General features: G+C 55.5%; 15 protein-coding genes. 12 read left to right on the plus strand and 3 right to left on the minus strand.

What is annotated here, in order from left to right; genetic code table 11:
* Positions 1-86 precede the first annotated feature (86 nt).
* Positions 87-3,770, minus strand: a complete 3,684-nt coding sequence (locus PAE68_RS12080) for an ATP-binding protein (RefSeq protein ID WP_397379465.1) — start codon at positions 3,768-3,770, stop codon at positions 87-89.
* 458 nt (positions 3,771-4,228) lie between these two features.
* Here PAE68_RS12080 and PAE68_RS12085 point away from each other — a divergent pair, with 458 nt between their 5' ends.
* Positions 4,229-5,155: a TIGR01777 family oxidoreductase gene (locus PAE68_RS12085; protein WP_281887350.1), complete on the plus strand. Its 927-nt coding sequence runs from the start codon at positions 4,229-4,231 to the stop codon at positions 5,153-5,155.
* Complete coding sequence (locus PAE68_RS12090; RefSeq protein WP_281887352.1) at positions 5,152-5,454, plus strand: hypothetical protein; 303 nt, start codon at positions 5,152-5,154, stop codon at positions 5,452-5,454. The genes PAE68_RS12085 and PAE68_RS12090 overlap by 4 nt, the downstream gene beginning before the upstream one ends.
* A gap of 66 nt (positions 5,455-5,520) precedes the next feature.
* On the opposite strand, the gene PAE68_RS12095 is transcribed toward PAE68_RS12090, so the two are convergent.
* Entirely contained in the window at positions 5,521-7,680 is a 2,160-nt protein-coding gene (locus PAE68_RS12095; protein WP_281887353.1) for a DNA topoisomerase III, read from the minus strand.
* A gap of 198 nt (positions 7,681-7,878) precedes the next feature.
* Here PAE68_RS12095 and PAE68_RS12100 point away from each other — a divergent pair, with 198 nt between their 5' ends.
* Complete coding sequence (locus tag PAE68_RS12100; RefSeq protein ID WP_281887354.1) at positions 7,879-8,859, plus strand: helix-turn-helix transcriptional regulator; 981 nt, start codon at positions 7,879-7,881, stop codon at positions 8,857-8,859.
* Between the two features lie 5 nt (positions 8,860-8,864).
* Here the strand turns inward: PAE68_RS12100 and PAE68_RS12105 are convergent, their stop codons facing one another.
* Entirely contained in the window at positions 8,865-9,356 is a 492-nt protein-coding gene (locus tag PAE68_RS12105) for a GyrI-like domain-containing protein (RefSeq protein ID WP_281887355.1), read from the minus strand.
* A gap of 192 nt (positions 9,357-9,548) precedes the next feature.
* Here PAE68_RS12105 and PAE68_RS12110 point away from each other — a divergent pair, with 192 nt between their 5' ends.
* The 9 genes from PAE68_RS12110 (at position 9,549) to PAE68_RS12150 (ending at position 18,246) form a co-directional block, all read left to right on the plus strand.
* Positions 9,549-10,256: a class I SAM-dependent methyltransferase gene (locus PAE68_RS12110; RefSeq protein WP_281887356.1), complete on the plus strand. Its 708-nt coding sequence runs from the start codon at positions 9,549-9,551 to the stop codon at positions 10,254-10,256.
* Positions 10,246-11,109, plus strand: a complete 864-nt coding sequence (locus PAE68_RS12115) for a carbon-nitrogen hydrolase family protein (RefSeq protein ID WP_281887357.1) — start codon at positions 10,246-10,248, stop codon at positions 11,107-11,109. The genes PAE68_RS12110 and PAE68_RS12115 overlap by 11 nt, the downstream gene beginning before the upstream one ends.
* Before the next feature lie 82 nt (positions 11,110-11,191).
* Positions 11,192-11,866: a GNAT family N-acetyltransferase gene (locus PAE68_RS12120; RefSeq protein ID WP_281887358.1), complete on the plus strand. Its 675-nt coding sequence runs from the start codon at positions 11,192-11,194 to the stop codon at positions 11,864-11,866.
* Between the two features lie 95 nt (positions 11,867-11,961).
* Complete coding sequence (locus PAE68_RS12125) at positions 11,962-12,732, plus strand: superoxide dismutase family protein (RefSeq protein WP_281887359.1); 771 nt, start codon at positions 11,962-11,964, stop codon at positions 12,730-12,732.
* Between the two features lie 150 nt (positions 12,733-12,882).
* Positions 12,883-13,980 (plus strand): DUF3900 domain-containing protein, encoded by a 1,098-nt coding sequence (locus PAE68_RS12130; protein WP_281887360.1) that lies wholly within the window; start codon positions 12,883-12,885, stop codon positions 13,978-13,980.
* A 180-nt stretch (positions 13,981-14,160) separates the two neighbouring features.
* Positions 14,161-15,669, plus strand: a complete 1,509-nt coding sequence (locus PAE68_RS12135) for a spore germination protein (protein ID WP_281887361.1) — start codon at positions 14,161-14,163, stop codon at positions 15,667-15,669.
* The gene (locus PAE68_RS12140) at positions 15,666-16,829 is read left to right on the plus strand and encodes a Ger(x)C family spore germination protein (RefSeq protein ID WP_281887362.1); all 1,164 of its coding nucleotides are present in this window, start codon (positions 15,666-15,668) and stop codon (positions 16,827-16,829) included. The genes PAE68_RS12135 and PAE68_RS12140 overlap by 4 nt, the downstream gene beginning before the upstream one ends.
* A gap of 1 nt (position 16,830) precedes the next feature.
* Positions 16,831-17,070, plus strand: coding sequence for a hypothetical protein (locus tag PAE68_RS12145; RefSeq protein WP_281887363.1), 240 nt, complete (start codon positions 16,831-16,833; stop codon positions 17,068-17,070).
* Positions 17,071-17,133: 63 nt separating this feature from the next.
* Positions 17,134-18,246: a GerAB/ArcD/ProY family transporter gene (locus PAE68_RS12150; RefSeq protein WP_281887364.1), complete on the plus strand. Its 1,113-nt coding sequence runs from the start codon at positions 17,134-17,136 to the stop codon at positions 18,244-18,246.
* Positions 18,247-18,319 lie beyond the last annotated feature (73 nt).

Consider the following 18,319-nt stretch of genomic DNA (forward strand, 5'->3'; position numbering starts at 1 on the left):
TCAACCGTTGATGTACAAGACGAAATCCCGTCCTGCTTGCAAGCTGAGAAGCTTCAGGCAGGACGGGATTTCGTCGTTCTTCGTTCTTATCCACATTCACTGGACCTCTCGGGAGCGCCGCCTTGCTCCTTCGTCTGACTGATCAGAAAGGGATAGCTGGCCTCTAGCGCAGATATTTTCCGCCTCGCTCCCCAGCTGGCGTATAGTCGGTGCGCCTCGGTAAGCAGAGGTAAGGCCGCCTTGAAGTTGCCGAGCTGAATGTAATACTTCGCCGCACACTCATTGGCGGTCGCTTCATCGTGTAAGAACCGATTCATCTTGGCAACATCAATGGCTTTCATGTAGTACGTTGCAGCAGCATCCGTATGATGCTGGGCCCGGTGCCACTCTGCCTCAACGAGCAGGAGCAGATGCTTGAAGTTGTCGGGTGAATGCTTAGACCATTTGCTGAGGAAGCGTATTGTGAATTGGATCTTTGCTTTATATTGCTTGCGTTCGGCTGCGGACGCGTCTTGGAATAGGCCGCATAGCACCATGGCATATAAGTAATGATGATAATGGACCTGGATACAGCCGATCAGATGCTTCAGCATGAGCTCTGCCTTCTCCAGCAGCGCCTGCGCCTCCTTCAGATCATTCATGATGAAACAGGCACGACTGTGAAGCAAGTAATACAAATGAACGACGAAGTAATTGGTTAAGGATTCTATATGACTCGTCTCCTCCTCGGTGAGAAGGGAGCTTCGTCCGATGCTCTCCTTCTGACTGTAAGGAAATGTGCGGGACTGTGTTTGTCCCAAATAAAGCATGAAGCGCTGCATCATCGTAAGTGCCAGGCCAATATCCTTATCAGGCGTTCGTTGAATAAAGCTGGTATACTGCTCGCTCTCGTGCAGCACCACATCAAGCCGGTCCCCCTTCGTCAGCTGCAAAAAACAGCTTAGCACGATGGCATATCCAGCATAAATGAAGTTTCCGGAGGAGGACCCATCTCGATAAGCTTTCTTCAATCGCTCTACATTATGATCCAGATGCTCCTGTAGCTGGTGCGTGAAGGCGCCATATTTGAAATACAGCTTGCTCCTCACGGATTGCTTCGGGTACACTTCCTCCAGGCGAAGCGCAATTTGTCCGAATGCCTGACCAGTATTCAAGAGGCCGAACAGTGCGCTCATGATGACTCCGTACGAGGAATAGGACAGCGCGCTCCCTTCGGCATGCCCATGCTTAAGCGAATAATTGAACATGCGCAGCATGAGGTAGATGTACAGGTTGGAGTTGGTCAAGTAAGAGGGCGCGATCATGCTGACGAGAAACCGGATTATGGTCAGTTGTGCGGGATCGTGTATAGCCGGCAGCTCCAGTAAGTCATCCATGCTGCGGAAGCTTCTATGCCAGAACGATTGGACGAGCTCATACACGATGTGTGTACGGCTGATCGTTGAAGGTATATGGAAGCCGAGAAGCTGCAGCCCTTCAAGGCCGATGCGGAGCGCCTCGTTATGCTGACTCATATTCGTGTAGAGAACGATCATCCGGTTATAGGCATCGGCCTTCTCGAGCTTGGTCCGCGCTTGCTGCAGTACCGAAGCGAAGGTAAGCTTCGCCTCCTCGAATTGTCCGCACAAGTATTCCAGCTCTGCCTTCTCCAGTTGTAACGAGAAGGAGAGCTCGTACTGCTGGTCCCACGCATCAACGGGCAGCAGCTGTAAGCCGATCGCTGCGTAGCGCAGACCATTGCTGTAGTCGTGAAGCGACTTCGCCTCTAGGCACGCCCGGAGGTTAACTGCCGCAAGCCGGTATCGCTCGTGGGGGAGCTTAATGAGAGCTGCGGCATGGTTCAGCTGGTTCGCAATTTCGAAGGTGCGCTCACGGCAGGAGGGGACCAGACCCTCATTTTTTTCGTACAATTGGCCGATATGAAGATGAATTTCTTGCCTGCGGTCTTCCTGCAGCATAGAGTAGGCTGCCTGGTACACACGCTCCTGCAAAAACTTGTACGCCGGATTGACGCTGCCCGAGATCCGATCGCTCGTCAAGGCATGAAGCAGGCCCTCCTTCACGGCGAAATCGAGCTGCTCTATGAGATCTTCCCGACTGAGCTTCGTTAGCAGCATCAGCGTCTGTAAGGAGAATTGCTGTCCGATGCAGGCTGCATACATCAAGATGAGCTGCAGCTTCTTCGGCTGCCGTCCGATCTGGTTATACAGATTGTCCGTGACGTTGTCAGAAATATGCAGCTCCTGAATGATAGCCTCATCCCAAGCCCAGCAGCTGTTCGCATGATCGAACCATAGCAGCTGCTGATCGAACAGCGAGCGACATAGCTGCTTCGTGTAGAACGGGCTCCCCTTGGCCTTGTCCATGAACAGGCTGCTTAACGTGCTGATCGGCTTCTGTGCGGGGTAGAGCGCATCCTCGAGCAGGAGCTCTACATGGTGAGCCTTCAACGGCTCCAGTCGAAGATGCTTCACGGACAGGCACGACTCGTTCCGAAGCTGCAGCTTCTCCAGCAGCCCGCGGAGCGGATGAGAGGCGGTAATGTCGCGATCCCGGAACGTAAAGATGAAGACACAGCTGCGCAGCTCGTCTCGGCTTACGAAGTCAAGCATGAGCTGAATGAAGCCGCTGTCGGCCCATTGCAAATCGTCTATGAACACGACAAGCGGACGTTCCCGCTTCGTAAAGACAGAGATGTATTGCTGTAGCGTCATCATGAAACGTTCATGAGCTTCGGCTCGCCCAAGCTCAGCGAGCGGAGGCTGTGTGCCGAGAACCTGCTCCAGACCTGGATTCAAGTCGAGCAATACTTGACCGTTCGGGCTAACAGCATCGGCAATGCGCTGCTTCAGCGCACTAAGCTCGTAGTCGTCAAGCAAGAGCATGTCAGCTAGCAGCTGTCGACCGACTTGATGAACGACGGCATACGTGTCGTTGCGCTGGAACGGATCGAAGTTACCGGATACGAACAGACATTCGCTCTGAACGCATTTGTGAAATTCATGAACGAGGTAAGATTTGCCGATCCCTGTATTGCCTGATATAAAAATAATTTCCTTGCTGCCATTGCCTGCACGGCTCAGGGCGCTGTGAAGGACGTTCAGCTCCGCCTCGCGTCCGTACATCGCCTCGGCGAAGATCAACTGGTCCGGTGCAGTGCCCGGGAGCTTGCTTGGCTCCAAGGGTCGATCGAAGAGCCGAGCCAGCACGTTGACCAGATCTCGATTCAGGGCAGCGGCACTCCAATAGCGCTGCTCGGGATGCTTCTCCAGACATTTCATAACGATGTCAGAGACCGGCCTCGGGATGCCCAACTCGGTTAACGGCTTAGGCTCTACCGCCATGTGGAGATAGGCAAGCTTCGTGGCGTCTTGTCCCTCCAGCGGGTATGCGCCGCTCAGCATGCGATACAGCAGCACGCCAATCGCGTATAGATCGATGCGGGCATCGGCGCTGCTGTACAGCTGCCCGGCCAGCTCGGGTGCCAAGTAATGCATCAGCTCCAGCTCGGCAGCGGAGAGCGCGCGCTCGCGAGCGAGCCGCTGTACCGGTGTAGCGAACGGTGCAGCACGGAATAAGCTTAAGAGGAGGCAGTCCCTGCCTCTTGCTTCAAGAAAGAACGCGTTTGGCGATATCGCCAAATGAACATGCTTATGAAGATGTAGCCGCTCAATCGCTTGCACAAGACGAATAGCAACTCTTAATGTCTTCTCAAGAGAAGGCTTGAGATCACTATCTCGAATATATTCAGATAAGGGAGTACCGTCCACAGGGCTGTAGAGGAGGGCAGGGCCATCTTTCCATGTGAATTGCTGCTCGGGCATCCATGCTCCAGCTTGGGCAAGCTGCAGCGACTGTTCCCATTCACGACTTAGACGGCTCACAGCCTTGTTCAAGTCGCGTTCCTTGACACAAGCGCTGAAGTAACGAAGCTGCCCGGAAGCGGATTCGGTGCCGCGGTATAGCTGAATAGCGCCTTGATCGTGTAAGAGCTCCACGGTTGCTTCGATTAGAGTAGGGTACAATTGGAACAACCTCCGTGGTAAGGACTGCTATGCTTACCATTATTGTACTTCCCCGATTATGGATATTCAACCTTAAACATGAAGTGCTCAGAGCCGAATGTAAGAGCGAGCTGTTCTCGTAGGTGTGGAGCATTTTTCATTCGCTCTCATTTCGTATATAATGGACATCACATCAGTCTATGAGGAACAGCGGGGGCATGTACATGAAGGTAGCGATTACGGGCGGAACTGGCTTTATCGGCAAGCACTTGATTCAACATTTTTTGCAGCAAAAAATATCGGTTGTCGTCGTCTCGAGGCAAAAGCAAAAATCGGAGCATCCACTCATTCGATATACGACTTATGCTGAGCTGGAGGAGCGCGTGCAGCCGCTAGATGGCGTAGATGCGATCGTCAACCTGGCCGGTGAGTCGATTAATCAGCGGTGGACCTCAGAGGCCAAGAAGCGCATTCTGCAGTCCCGATTAGACGCGGTGGCCGCCGTCAGCTCGTGGATCGAGCGCTTAGAACATAAACCGGTTCTTATTAATGCATCGGGGATTGCCATCTACGGCACCTCCGACGACGATACATTCATTGAGGAGAGCGAGTGGAAGAAGGATGACTTCTTGTCCTCGGTCGTCGATCAGTGGGAGGCTGCAGCTGAAATTATTGCAGACACACGCGTCGTGCTGCTTCGTCTTGGACTTGTGCTCGGTAAGGACGGGGGCGCTTTCCCGCGCATGGTCACTCCATTCAAGCTTGGTCTTGGCGGGCGAGTAGGGACCGGTAAGCAAATTATATCGTGGATTCACATTACCGACCTATGTCGGTTGATCCAGTTCTGTATCGAGCAGGAGGATCTGGAGGGGCCTGTCAATGCGACAAGTCCGGTAAGTGTGACGAACGAGGAATTCGGCCGCAAGGTCGCTAGTAAGCTTGGTAAGCCGTTCATGGTGCCGGCGCCGGCGTTCTTGATGAAGCTGATGTTCGGGGATATGTCCGAGCTGCTGCTGAAGGGTCAACGCGTGTTCCCTGCGGTAGCCATCCAGCGGAATTTTCAGTACAATTATCCGATTCTGGAGCTTGCGCTGGACGAGCTACTCCCTGAGAAGAAGAGCAGCAAGGCGCTGAAGGAGGGCTCGTCATGATGACATATGGCAGTGTCGATGTAGTCGAACTTACCTTGACTATCCTTGGACACCGAATGGAGCGCCGAGACGAGCATTGGTACGATGTCGAGCTGCAGCTGCAGGCGGCTGACCCGGCGCTCGTGCCGGAGTCGATTACGGAGCTGGGTGCGCTACTGGTCTGTACAGCGGATGGGCTGCTCGTCGACATAGCTGCTCAGGATGAAGGGCGCGACTGCGAATATCAGTTCACCGAGTCGGAGAAGGAGCAGCTGCGGCTCTACTTCCGCGAGCATGTGCAGCTTGAGCTTACACCATAGCGTATATTTGTACAAAAACAAGCCCCAGACTGGATCCTACGGATCTCTACTGGGGCTTTCTTCCATTTAATCCTTCTTGTTCATCGCTGCTCGCAGCGCCTCTTCTAAGGAAGAGCCGAGCGACACATTGTCGCTGTAATGCTTGGCTAGCTCGGCCTGCTGGCGCTGACCGGCGCGTCCGCCTCGTCCTTCGGACTTCTCGCCGAGCATCTCGATCACATTGCAGGGACGGCACTGGGCGTACTTACCTGCCTTGCCGGTATGAATCTCCATCTTCTTGCGGCATTGCGGACACCGCTTGTTGGACAGGGGTGCCTCGGCCGCTCGCTTGTAGCTGCACTCACGGCTGCTGCACACGAGTCGCTTCCCGTGCTTGCCCTTGATCTCCTGCAGCGGACTGCTGCATTCCGGACAGCGGGAGCTCGTCAAGTTATGCGGCTTGTATTCGACATCGCTGTTCTTCACCTCGCGCACGATCGATTCGGTCTGTTTGCGAATGCGGCTCATGAAGGCGTCGGCGTCGCCTTGACCCGTAGCAATGCGCTGCAGCTCCTGCTCCCATGCCGCGGTCAGCTCAGGCTTGCGCAGCTCCGGCGAGACGAGCTCGATCAGCTGAGCACCCTTGCCCGTCGGTTGCATCGTATTCATGCGGCGCTCGATCGTGTCGGTTGCGAGCAGCTTCTCGATGATATCCGCGCGCGTGGCAGGCGTTCCGAGCGAATGCTTCTCCATGATGGAGAGCAGCGCAGCCTCCGTGTACCGTGAAGGCGGCTTCGTCAGCTGCTTCTGCAGCGCCAGCTTGAAGCTCTTCAGCGCTTGCCCTTGCTGTAAGGGCGGCAGGGTCTGCCCCGGTTCCGTCTCCTCCTCTCGGACGGCTTCCTCGTCCTCGTCGTCACTTCGCGAGCTCCAAGCTGCATCGGCATACAGCGCTCGCCAGCCCTTATCGGTGACGATGCGGCCCTTGGCATGGAACAGCTCACCGCCGATGCTCACGGTAACGGCCGTCTCGTCGTACCGATAGGCCGGATAGAACAATGAGATGAACCGCCTGACGATGAGATCGTACAGCTTGCGTTCGTCGGCGGTTAAGATGTGCATCGACGGACGCTCCTCCGTCGGGATGATCGCGTGATGGTCGGTTACCTTGCTGTCGTCCGCAAGACGCTTCGTGACCGGAAGCGGCTTCGTCAGCAGTGGCTTAATATATTCGTTGTACGGCTGAACCTGTAACGCCTTAAGACGAACACCGAGCGTCGGTACGATATCCGAGGATAAATATCGGGAATCGGTGCGCGGGTACGTCACAAGCTTGTGCTGCTCATACAGCTTCTGCAGCACGTTGGACGTATGCTTGGCGCTGAAGCCGTACCGCTTGTTGGCATCACGCTGCAGCTCGGTCAAGTCGTAGGCGAGCGGATGGGGCTCCTGCTTCTCCGTCTTCTTCAATTGCTCGACCTTCGCATCTGAGCGCGACGCAAGCCGCTCCAGCAGCTTCTCGGCTTGCGTCTTATCGAATAGCCGCCCGTCCGGCGTCTCCTTGCCGCGCCATTGTGCCTGGAACGAGCCGAGGTCTGCCCGCAGCAGCCAATAGTCCTGCGATTGGAATGACTTAATCTGCCGTTCGCGCTCCATCAACAGGGCGAGCGTCGGCGTCTGGACGCGGCCTGCGGCGAGCTGGGCGCCGTGCTTGCACGTCAGCGCCCGCGTCAGATTCAGGCCGATCAGCCAGTCAGCCTCGGCCCGACAGACGGCGGAGCGGTAGAGCGCGTTGTACGCGGTGCCTGGCTTGAGCGAGGCGAAGCCGTCGCGGATCGCCTTGTCGGTCTGCGACGATATCCACAGTCGCTTGAACGGCTTGCTCCACCGAATCTGCTCCATAATCCAGCGGGCGACCAGCTCGCCCTCGCGTCCAGCATCGGTGGCAATGATGAGCTGGCTCAGATCGCTCCGCTTGGCGAGCGCCGCAATCGCCTTGAACTGCGGCGTCGTCTCGCGTATGAGCTTCAGCTTCATCCGCTGCGGGATGAGAGGTAGATCCTCGAGTCGCCATTCTTTATAATTCGCGTCGTAATCCTCCGGCTCAGCTAGCGTGACCAGGTGACCGAGTGCCCAGGTGACGACGTAGGATGGTCCTTCGTAGTAAGACTTCTGCTTCTGATTGGCTCCTAGCACACGGGCGATTTCCTTCGCGACGCTAGGCTTCTCTGCCAGTACGAGTGATTTCAAGGGGAATAGCGCTCCTTCCAGCACATGCTAATGCTTCGGCTTAACCTATTCATACGGTTCTATTTGTTGTACCACATTTTGCCCCATGCTGCCACAACATAACGGTTCGCTAGGTCAGCATTTATGGCAGCGAACTAACTACGACAGATCTTGTCATAGATATCCGGTATAATGATGAATAAGAAGGAGGCGCTGCGCATGTCCAAGTCGAAGCGACTAATGGAGCTGATGATTGTCGTCAATAAGAAGCGGAGATTCACGGTGCGTGAGCTGGCGGAGGAATTCGGGGTATCTACCCGAACGATTATGCGTGACCTGCAGGTGCTCGATGAGCTGGGCTTACCGCTGTATGCAGAGTACGGTCCGAACGGAGGCTATCGAGTATTGAACGAACGGCTGCTGCCACCGATCATGTTCTCCGAGCAGGAGGCGGTGGCGATGTTTTTCGCGTATCAATCGCTACAGCATTACGGCGCTCTTCCATTCAACGAGGAGTCGACGAGCGCGTTGAACAAGTTTTACTATTACTTGCCCGACGATACGAAGCAGAAGATTGATCAGATGCGGCGAAGAGTCGTATTCTGGACGCCGAAGAGGCATGCAACTGTCCCGTACTTGAAGCTGCTGCTGGAGGCAGCACTGCGGAAGCGTCCGCTGCAGGTCGTCTACGATTCTCGGGACGGAGCGAAGGAGCGTGCTATTCAACCACTGGGTGTCTACTCCCAGAATGGATACTGGTATTGTCCGGCCTATTGCTTCGTGAAGCAGAAGTATCGGCTGTTTCGCGCGGATCGATTCGTGCAGGTGGAGTGGACACCGGATGATCACCCGACGATCAGCATTGACGAATTCCCTATTGAGCGTTGGCTTCAGCCGCCGAATGAGGAGGAGCTGCTGCAGGAGATTGGCGGCAATGGCACCCAGCTCATGGACGTAATGATTCGTATGACACCGGAGGGCGTTAGAAGGTGCCGCTGGGAGTCGCGGGTGAAGCAGGAGCTGGAGCTAGCTGAAGATGGGTCGGGGCTGCTCAAGCTGAGCATTAACGAGGAGCAGGCGGACTATTTCGTCTCATATTTCATCACGTTCGGTGCGGATGCCATCATCGAACAGCCTGCCGCACTCGTCGAGCGTATGCGGCAGGCGATTACGAGGCTGAAGGACGCCTACGGGATATAGAGGCGCTATTGCACAGCGCCTGTCGGCTGGACTGGGGAGTAGATGTCGAAGCTGGAGTCTACATGGTCGAAGCCCGTATAGCGCTCGTCATACCACTCGAAGGAGGGCGCGTTCACCTGCATGTACTCTCCGTTGGCAGCGAGCCAATGAAAAATATGACCGTACGTTGCAGTCAGTCCGCTTAATGGACCTTGATGCGTGAAGACAGCATACATCTGGGGTGCCAGCTCGGCGGCCTGCATCCCGTCCGGGATCGATTCCGGCATCGTCTCGACGAGAGCGCCTGCCACATAGTCGATGCAGCGGCTGTCCGCAACGTCCGAGAAGCAGGAGATGCCGAGCGATATGCCGTGGAACCCTTCGATCTCGGCTAAGCGGGGAGATAGAGTAGACCATTGCTCTCCGATGGTCGGGATCGGGCCGTTCTCGCTATGCTCATGCTGTTGACGTGTGCCGACGATAAGCAGGCGGTTCATCGATTTCAATATAGGCTTCATTAGGAACAAGCTCCTCTTCATAGGTTATCGCAATACTCTTATATCCTATCACATATTATTGACAGCTTCTGTCATAGTTCGTATAATGGGCTGCTTCAATCGCCCAGTCGTACCTTCCTCATGGAGTTCACGCGCCCGCGGTGGTATAATGATCGACAAAGCCAAGAGTTGGAAGCGAGTGAAGCGGGAAGCATGAATGTGAGAGAGCAGTTTGGCCCGATCGACATCTATTTATTTGATCAGCTGCTGAAGGGGCGGCTAGCTCCGGGTATGCGCATATTGGACGCGGGCTGCGGCGAGGGACGCAATCTCGTGTACTTCTTGCGGGAAGGCTACGAGGTATATGGAGTGGACCGTTCGCCTGAAGCGATCTCGGCGGTAAGAAGGCAGGCGGAGAAGCTGAGCGAGCGCGAGCGCGAGGAGCGGTTCCGGGTGGAGCCGCTCGACAAGCTGAGCTTCGCGAATGACAGGTTCGATGCGGTACTGGCGTGCGCAGTTCTGCACTTCGCTGAAGACGAAGCACACTTCCAGGCGATGGTATCGGAGCTGTGGCGCGTGCTGAAGCCGGGAGGACTACTGTTCGTACGGCTGGCGTCCACAATCGGGATCGAGGACCAGGTCGTGCCACAGGGCAGTCGCAGGTTCGCGCTGCCGGATGGGAGCGAGCGGTTCCTCGTCGATGCACCGATGCTGCATCGACTGACGGAACGGCTGCACGCGGTGCAGCTGGAGCCGCTGAAGACGGTGTATGTCGAGCGTATGCGCTCGATGACGACATGGTGCGTGAAGAAGCCGCACATCTTATTTTTTGACCCCATTGAAGAGACGTATTCAGAGGAAGCTAATATCGAGGAAGCGCACACCGATCAGAGGGAGAGTGGTTCAGGTCGTGAAGCTTAGAGTATCTGCCGTTCAATATCATCTGCACACGATCACATCGTTCGAGGAGTTCGCAGGTCAAGTTGAGCATTATGTGAAGACAGCCGCTGAGTTCGAGGCGGACTTCGTCTTGTTCCCGGAGCTGTTCACGACGCAGCTGCTGTCGATTGGACAGCCGGGTCATCCGCGTCAGGCGCTGCCGATTACGGAGCTGCCGAGCTTCACGGAGCGCTATGAGACGCTGTTCCGCACTCTCGCGCAGCAGACAGGCATGCATCTGATCGGCGGGACGCATATCGTCGAGGAGGGCGGGCGGTTGTACAATGCCGCGTACATGTTCTATCCCGATGGCCGAATTGTGACGCAGCGGAAGCTGCATATTACGCCGACTGAGGTGAAGGAGTGGAGCATGGGGGCGGGCGATTCCTTGCAGGTGTTCGACACGGACAAGGGCAAGGTGGCGCTGCTCATCTGCTATGATATCGAGTTCCCTGAGATCGTGCGGATGGCGAAGGCGCGCGGCGCCGATGTCATCTTCTGTCCTTCTTGTACGGATGACCGTCACGGCTTCTACCGCGTCCGGTATACGTGCCATGCGCGGGCGATCGAGAACCAAGTATTCGTCGTGACGACGGGGACGGTCGGCTCGCTGCCGACGGTTGATTTCATGCGGGGCAATTACGGGCAGGCGGCGATTATTACGCCGAACGATGTGCCTTTTCCGCCTGCGGGGCTGATGACGGTAGGGGAGATCAATGATGACATGGTGATCACGGGAGACCTCGATCTGCAGCTGCTGTACGAGGTGAGGGAGAAGGGCTCGGTGACGACGTGGCGCGACCGCCGCGTTGATCTGTATACGGACTGGAGCTGAGTCGGGACGTGTAAACGCCGATCTGCCTGTGAGCTGTGAATAACGCTGTGGATGGTTACTAGTGTTGAGGGAGGGATACGACGTGTGTGCTTACCGTAAGGAGCTGTACGTCTTCGATCAGTCTCGTCCGGTGAAGGCGGTCATTCGCAATTATTCGGAGGCGGACTTCGATGCGCTCATCCGCATTCAGCAGGAGAGCTTCCCGCCGCCGTTCCCAGAGGAGCTGTGGTGGAATAAGGAGCAGCTGAGCGAGCATGTCGCGCGGTTCCCGCAAGGCGCACTGTGTGTGGAGATCGATGGGGAGGCGGTAGCGTCGATTACGAGTCTGCGTGTCCACTACGAGCCGGAGCACCCTGCACATACATGGGAGGAGATCACGGACTCTGGTTACATCCGCAACCATCGGGACGATGGCAACACGCTCTATGTCGTCGACATTAGCGTCAGACCAGCCTATCGCAAGCTTGGACTAGGCAAGTGGCTGATGCAGTCGCTCTACGAGGTCGTGGTCGAGCTGAAGCTGGATCGGCTGCTCGGAGGCGGACGCATGCCCGGCTACGCGGCTCACTCCGATAAGCTAACACCCGAGCAATATATGGAGAAGGTGCTTGCGGGCACCTTGAAGGACCCGGTCGTTACCTTCCTGCTGCGGTGCGGTAGAACGCCGGTGTGTCTGGTTGCGAATTATCTCGACGATGAAGAGTCGCGACACTATGCGATGCTGATGGAGTGGCGTAATCCGTTCAAGCGCGTTTAACCGTCTGGCTGGCCGTCTATACTGCTATTGGGATGCTGCTTCAAGCTATAGTCAGGTAGCATCTGTAGAGGAAGACGGAAGGCAGGCGAACGAGGATGAGGACTTATCGAGTGTACAGCTCTGCGATGGCTGTCATTGTCATGTTAGGTGTGCTAGGTGGCTGTGCGGGAGGAAGCAAGCTGCCGTGGAGTACAGAGAGCCGTATCGCCTCAAGCGAGCAGCATGGACATGAGGCGGAGCAGCTTGCTGAGAAGAAGGCGTTAGTCGCGGGTGCCACAGACGCCGCTGCTGACACGTCGAGGTCGGTGCAGGTGAAGCTGATTAATCAGCAAGGAGCCGAAGCGGGCCATGCGGTGCTGACGGAGACCGTGGAGGGCGTCCAGCTGCAGCTGAAGGTGAGCGGGCTCACCCCAGGCGCGCACGGTATTCATATCCATGAGAATGGCGTATGTGAGCCACCGCAATTCAAGTCTGCGGGCGGACACTTCAATCCGGATGGGCACGAGCACGGTCTTGAGAATCAGCAAGGGCATCATGCTGGAGACTTGCCGAATCTGATCGCGGATGCGAGGGGCGAAGCGACGATGGAGCTTGTCGCGAGGTCGCTTACGCTGACGGCAGACGAGCCGCGATCGCTGCAGAACCTAGGCGAGTCTCGGTCGCTGCAGAAGGCAGACGAGCCGCGGTCGCTGCAGAAAGCAGACGAGCCGCGATCGCTGCAGAACCCAAGCGAGTCGCGGTCGCTGCAGAAGCAAGGCGGCACGGCTATAGTCATCCATGAGCATGCGGACGATCATCGTACGTCCCCGTCTGGCAATTCCGGCGATCGCATCGTCTGCGGCGTCATTGCGGCTCCAGCGCCGTAGTTTCATATGCGTCACTTTCGCTCTGTTTACCACTAGGCTATCCGCTGTTCGATGATGTATACTAGAGTTCGGTTTATATTCATAGATCGGCATGCTAGATAGATCGAACGGATGATCGCGTGGATTAACGGGACGGAAGGGGCGCACCGGATGAAGTTTGACGTGGATTACGTATCGTTTTTTGTTATACAGGTGGATGGGGAGGAAGGAACCAGCGGGAAGCGGAGCAAGCATTTCCAGACGATGGACGGGGAAGATTACGCGGACAGCGAGCTGCACGCCTTCCTGGAGGGCGAATTCGCGCGAACGGCGAAGCGGAAGGCTGAGCGTCATCCGAAGGCGGAGCAGGTGCCGACGAAGATCGGACGCTTCATCGTCGAACCGGGCTACGACCTCGATTCGAATCCGAATTACAACCTGCTGGCGAGATTACGTATTGCGGAATCGGCCGATGCCTTCATGGGTCACGCAGATGAGCTGGTGACGGCTTATATGGAGGCGAGCGCGATTCGCGGCGGCGCGATGTTCATCGTGCGGGCAAGACTCAATGAGCTGTTCGACGAGCCGTTCCTATTCGTGTTCAAGTGCGACTTCGAGCAGAAGATTGCTCGAATTACGGATGAGCGCAGCTTGCTGAATCAGGTGGAGATGGCGATCAGCGCGAAGAACCTGAAGTCGATCATGTACCCGCATATGCCGGAGCCGGGCATGCTGGAGAACTGGGAGCTGAAGATTCATCAGTCGTCGCATGCGCGATACTTCGAGGACTTCCTGAAGTTCGTCGAGTATGAGAAGTCAGTGCCCGAGCTGATGAACGAGCAGGTGCTCGGCTTCGTGCAGCAATATGTGGAACAGGTGTACGAGGACGATGCGGTAGCGAAGGAACGCGAGCTCGAGGAGATCGAGCTATGGGCGCATAGTGAGAAGCGGGAGCTGCAGGAGAAGTGGGAGCAGGCCCAGGTCGTTGAGGCTACGTCGATCATGGTGGAGCAGAAGCCGGATCTGGAGATGAAAATCAATCTCGGCGGCAGCCTATCCGTCCGTGCGCTGCTCGCTGACTACGGTGACCGCCTCCATATCGCGAAGCTGGGAGGCCGATACGTCGTCCTAATGGAGGCCGATGCGCTCCAGTTCGACAAGGGCATCTCGCCGATTGAGCTGCTGATGCCGGAGTCGCTGCAATCGCTCGTCGACCGTCTGCAGCAGAAGGTGCGCGAGGAGGAGAAGGAGCCCGCGCTGCCTTATTAGACGCACTGCCTTATTAGAATAGAGAGAAGCCTGCGATTCGTTGATCGAACGAATCACAGGCTTATTTGTGCTGCCCCTCCAGCTCCAGCTGCGCTTATATCGATTTCGTCTGCGGCTCACTTACATAATTATTGCGTATATCGCCAATAATGTGAAAACATACCACAAGGCCGCGAAGGGATGGCGAAGCATAAGATGATATCCGCTCAGCTTGCGTTCAATAAGAAGAAGCTGGAGGAGCTATTTGCCGATTGTGCAGATTTGACATTGAAGTCGTGGCGATTCGGGTCTGACATGTCTTGCTCGGCAATATCCGCAGGCTTCGAGACGCTGGCTCCTAAGAACCAACCGAATTATATGAAGGAAACGCTGAAGAGCTTAATTCCGCACGAGCTTGGACCCGCAGAGGATGTAACGGTTGAGGAGCTCATTCGATTCTACGAGCATTCGGGAGTATCCGAGAGGACTGTCGAGGTGCTAGATAGCTTCGATACAGCGGTTGAACATATATTGAAGGGAAGCCTCGTCATCTTCGTCGATGGATGGAAGGCTGCGATCAGCTACGATGCCAATTCGATGGAGAACAGGTCGATCAGCGAGCCAATTAATGAGCCGAGCGTCAGCGGTCCCAGAGAAGGAACCGTTGAGAACCTGGAGACGAATATCGGCCTGCTCCGGTCACGTCTCAAAAATTCGGATTTCAAGCTAGTGCGCCATAAAGCTGGAGATGCGACTAAGGTAATGGTAGCTTATGGATACTTGAAGGGAACGGTCCAGCCAGACGTATTGGCTGAATTCCAAGCAAGACTCAAGAAGGCGCTTGACTATGAAATTACCGATCCTAGCTATATTGAGGAGCTGCTAGAGGACTCGACGTATTCTCCCTTTCCACAATTTCGCTATACCGAACGGCCGGATGCAGCTGTCGCTGCTCTACTTGACGGCAAAATTATTGTGATGACAGAAGGATCGCCTTCCATCCTCATCGCACCTGGTCTATTCGTCGAATTCCTCACGACGTCCGAGGACTACTATCAGCGTACAATTCATGCTTCGCTCGTGCGGCTGCTCCGAATCGTTGCTTTCTATATTGCGTTGATGTTACCGAGTACGTATATCGCCTTCTCGACGTTCCATCCGGAGCTGCTGCCAACGGTGCTCATGCTGGCTATCTTGGACGCGAGAGAAGGGATTCCGTTTCCTGCGATTGTGGAGGCGCTGGTGATGGAGTTTTTTTTCGAGCTGCTGCGTGAGGCGGGGATTCGACTGCCGAAGCCGATCGGATCGGCTGTTAGTATCGTAGGAGCACTCGTCATTGGACAAGCCGCGATTGAAGCGAAGATTGCTTCGCCGATCATGGTGATCGTGGTTGCAGCTACCGGCATCGCATCCTTCGCCTTGCCACAATACAACCTGGCCGTGACGCTACGCATCTTACGATTCCCGCTCATGATCTTGTCGGCGATGCTAGGGGGGTTCGGCTTGATGATCGGCTCCCTGTTGATCTTACTTCACTTGACCTGTCTGTGCAGCCTAGGCCAGCCGTACTTGACGGGGATGGCACCGCTGGAGCTTCGACAATTTCGCGATGTCTTCATCCGATATCCGCTGAAGCTGCTGCTCCGCTCTCCCCGGAATCGGAACGTGCGTCGATATGCGAGCCGTTACAGCGAGGAGGGGCCAACGTGATTCGAATATGGGCCGTCGTGCTGCTCGTCTGCATGCTCCCAGGCTGCTGGAGCAAATTTGAGCTGACCGAGCGCGGCTTCGCACAAGCCTTGGCGATAGACGTGAACGAGAAGGGGATCGTAGAGCTTGTCACCCACTTCTATAATCCATCCGGCGGCGGCCAGACGAACGAAGGGAGGCCGGGCGGCTCATCGATCAATATTCGCACTACCGGGCAATCCGTATTCGAGGCGGTACGGGACATCCCGATCCATCTGGGCCGTAAGGCGCAATGGAGCCATCTGCGAGTTGTGATGATCGGAGAAGAGGCCGCTAAGCGGATACATGTTGGCAATCTGCTCGACTTTCTCCTCAGAGATCATGAGCCGCGTAGTACGATATCGATCCTCGTGACTCAAGGATTAGCGCGTGACAGTCTTGAGGTGAAGCCGATTATCGAGAATACGATGGGCCAGCAGCTGAAGGAAATTAACGAAACAGCCTATCGCTACACTGGCAAAACGTTAGAGAGCACCTTGCTTGAGGTGCTCATTCAGCTGAAGAGTGCCTCCCAAACAGCGAAGGTGCCCTATATGTACATTTCAGCTCAGAAGCCGAGTACGACGGTACTGGCAGGCGTTGCCTTGCTGAAGGATGGGTTGCTGGTGGAGCCGATCATGAAGCCCTCGGAGACGGAGCTGCTGCTGCTGCTCACGAACAAATATCGGAGCGGAATTGTTCATTTACCATGCTCGAGTGCAGGAAAGCCTGAGGAGTCGTTTGAAATACGTCAATCCACATCTCGGATGAAGCCTAGCTTTGGAGGGGACCGACTTGAGGTTAAGCTGCAAGTCAAGATAAGAGGCTCCTTGGGCGAGCTTCATTGCTCAAGCGCCCTTACCTCCGAGGAAGAGATGCAGATCTCACAGAAGGTCAACAAGACGCTGCAGCGGAACGCGAACAGGCTGCTCACCCGACTGCAGCAACAGCAGATCGATGCGATCGAGCTCGGCAACTTCATTGCTGCCCATGACCCGAACCAGTGGAAGAAGCTGAAGGACGAGTGGGGTCAGCATTTTGCCAAGGCTGTGTTCGACATTGAGGTAGAGACAGAAGTGACAGGCACTGGGATGCTCAAGGGCGCTCCTTCGTTCAAGGCAACGAAGAGGGAGGAGGACTAGCTTGATTGAACAGATCATCGTCGTCATTCTATGCGTTGTTGTTCCTGTCATTAGCGATTACAAGCTGCTCAAGCAGTCGTCGCTGCGGGATCGTCTTGTGTATGGAGCGATCACAACGCTATTCCTATATCTAAGTATTATCTATGTAGGGGATCTGGACTGGCCGCAGTTCCAGGAGCTGCTGGACCTTACGGTTAGCGGACCGTCCGAACCTATCGTGGAGTGGCTGAAGCGGAAGTGAATGTGTTCGCAGTCATCGATAAGGCTGTTATGCTCGAATCGAATTGGAATAGGAGGCATCCACATGAGGAATAAGATCAGCTCCAAGCAGCTCGCCGCGCTGCTGCTTGCCTTCCTGACCGGGTCAGCCATTATGAACGTTCCGGGCCCGCTGATCGGGTTCGCCAAGAACGGAGCGTGGCTGTCCCTGCTCCTTTCAAGCTTATGTGGGCTGCTTCTGCTTCTGCTCATCCTGTTCATGATCCGAAGGAATCCTGGCAAGACGTGGATTGAAGTGTGCAGGTACCGGGCTGGGACGGTTACAGCCTCGCTGCTTGCCATTCCTTTTGTCATCTACGTCTTCATCATGCTCACTTGGATCGTGCTGGACATCGGAGCGTTCTTCACGAAGACGATGATGCCGGAGACACCACTCTTTGTCTTCAACGGTCTCATCCTGCTGACTGCGGCGCTGACCGCTCGGGCTGGACTTGAAGTCATCGGCCGAATGTTTGTGTTGTTGGTGTTTCTGATGATGTTTTTTAGCTTTGCCGTTCTCATCCTGACCATTCCTCATTACCATCCGTCGTACTTGCTCCCAGTGCTGGAGGATGGCTGGAAGCCAGTGCTGCATGGCGCGTACTTCACATTCGGCTTCCCTTATGCGGAGATCACGATCTTCTCGATGCTGCTGCCGCTTGCCGACAGTGGCCGATCCATGAAGCTCGCGCCATATGTGCTCACGGTGTTCGCTATTAACGTGTTCAGCCTGTTGGCTTCAACGGTCTGCACCATCATGAGCTTCGGGCCGCTTGCCGGAGAGCTTCAATATTCGGTCTTCGAAATCGCCCGATTAATCAGCATTCAGGAATTCGTGGATCGCGTTGAGTCCGTGATCGGCATCTCTCTTGTTATCGGCTCCTATATGAAGGTAACCATTGCCTTATATGTGTTGAACCTCGCTTGCAGCCAGCTGACGGGTGTTCGCGACGGACGGCTCCTGGTGATGCCCATTACGATAAGCAGCTTCATACTCAGCCTGACGATGTTCAGTAACGAAGCGCAGTTTGCCGAGAAGGTGACAACCGTCTGGCCGTTTGTGAACTTGATAGGTGGTGTTATCCCAGTCGTCTTCGTAGCAGGCCTGTCGTTGATGAAGGTGGGGGCTTCCGAGAAGGCTTCACGGAGATCGACCTAGCAGTTAGTATAGAAAAAAGCCGCACAGCTCGCTCAGCTTCAGTAGAAGCGAAGCACAGCCTGCGGCTTGCTTG

It is taken from the genome of Paenibacillus sp. YYML68 (assembly GCF_027923405.1).
Lineage (GTDB): Bacteria > Bacillota > Bacilli > Paenibacillales > NBRC-103111 > Paenibacillus_G.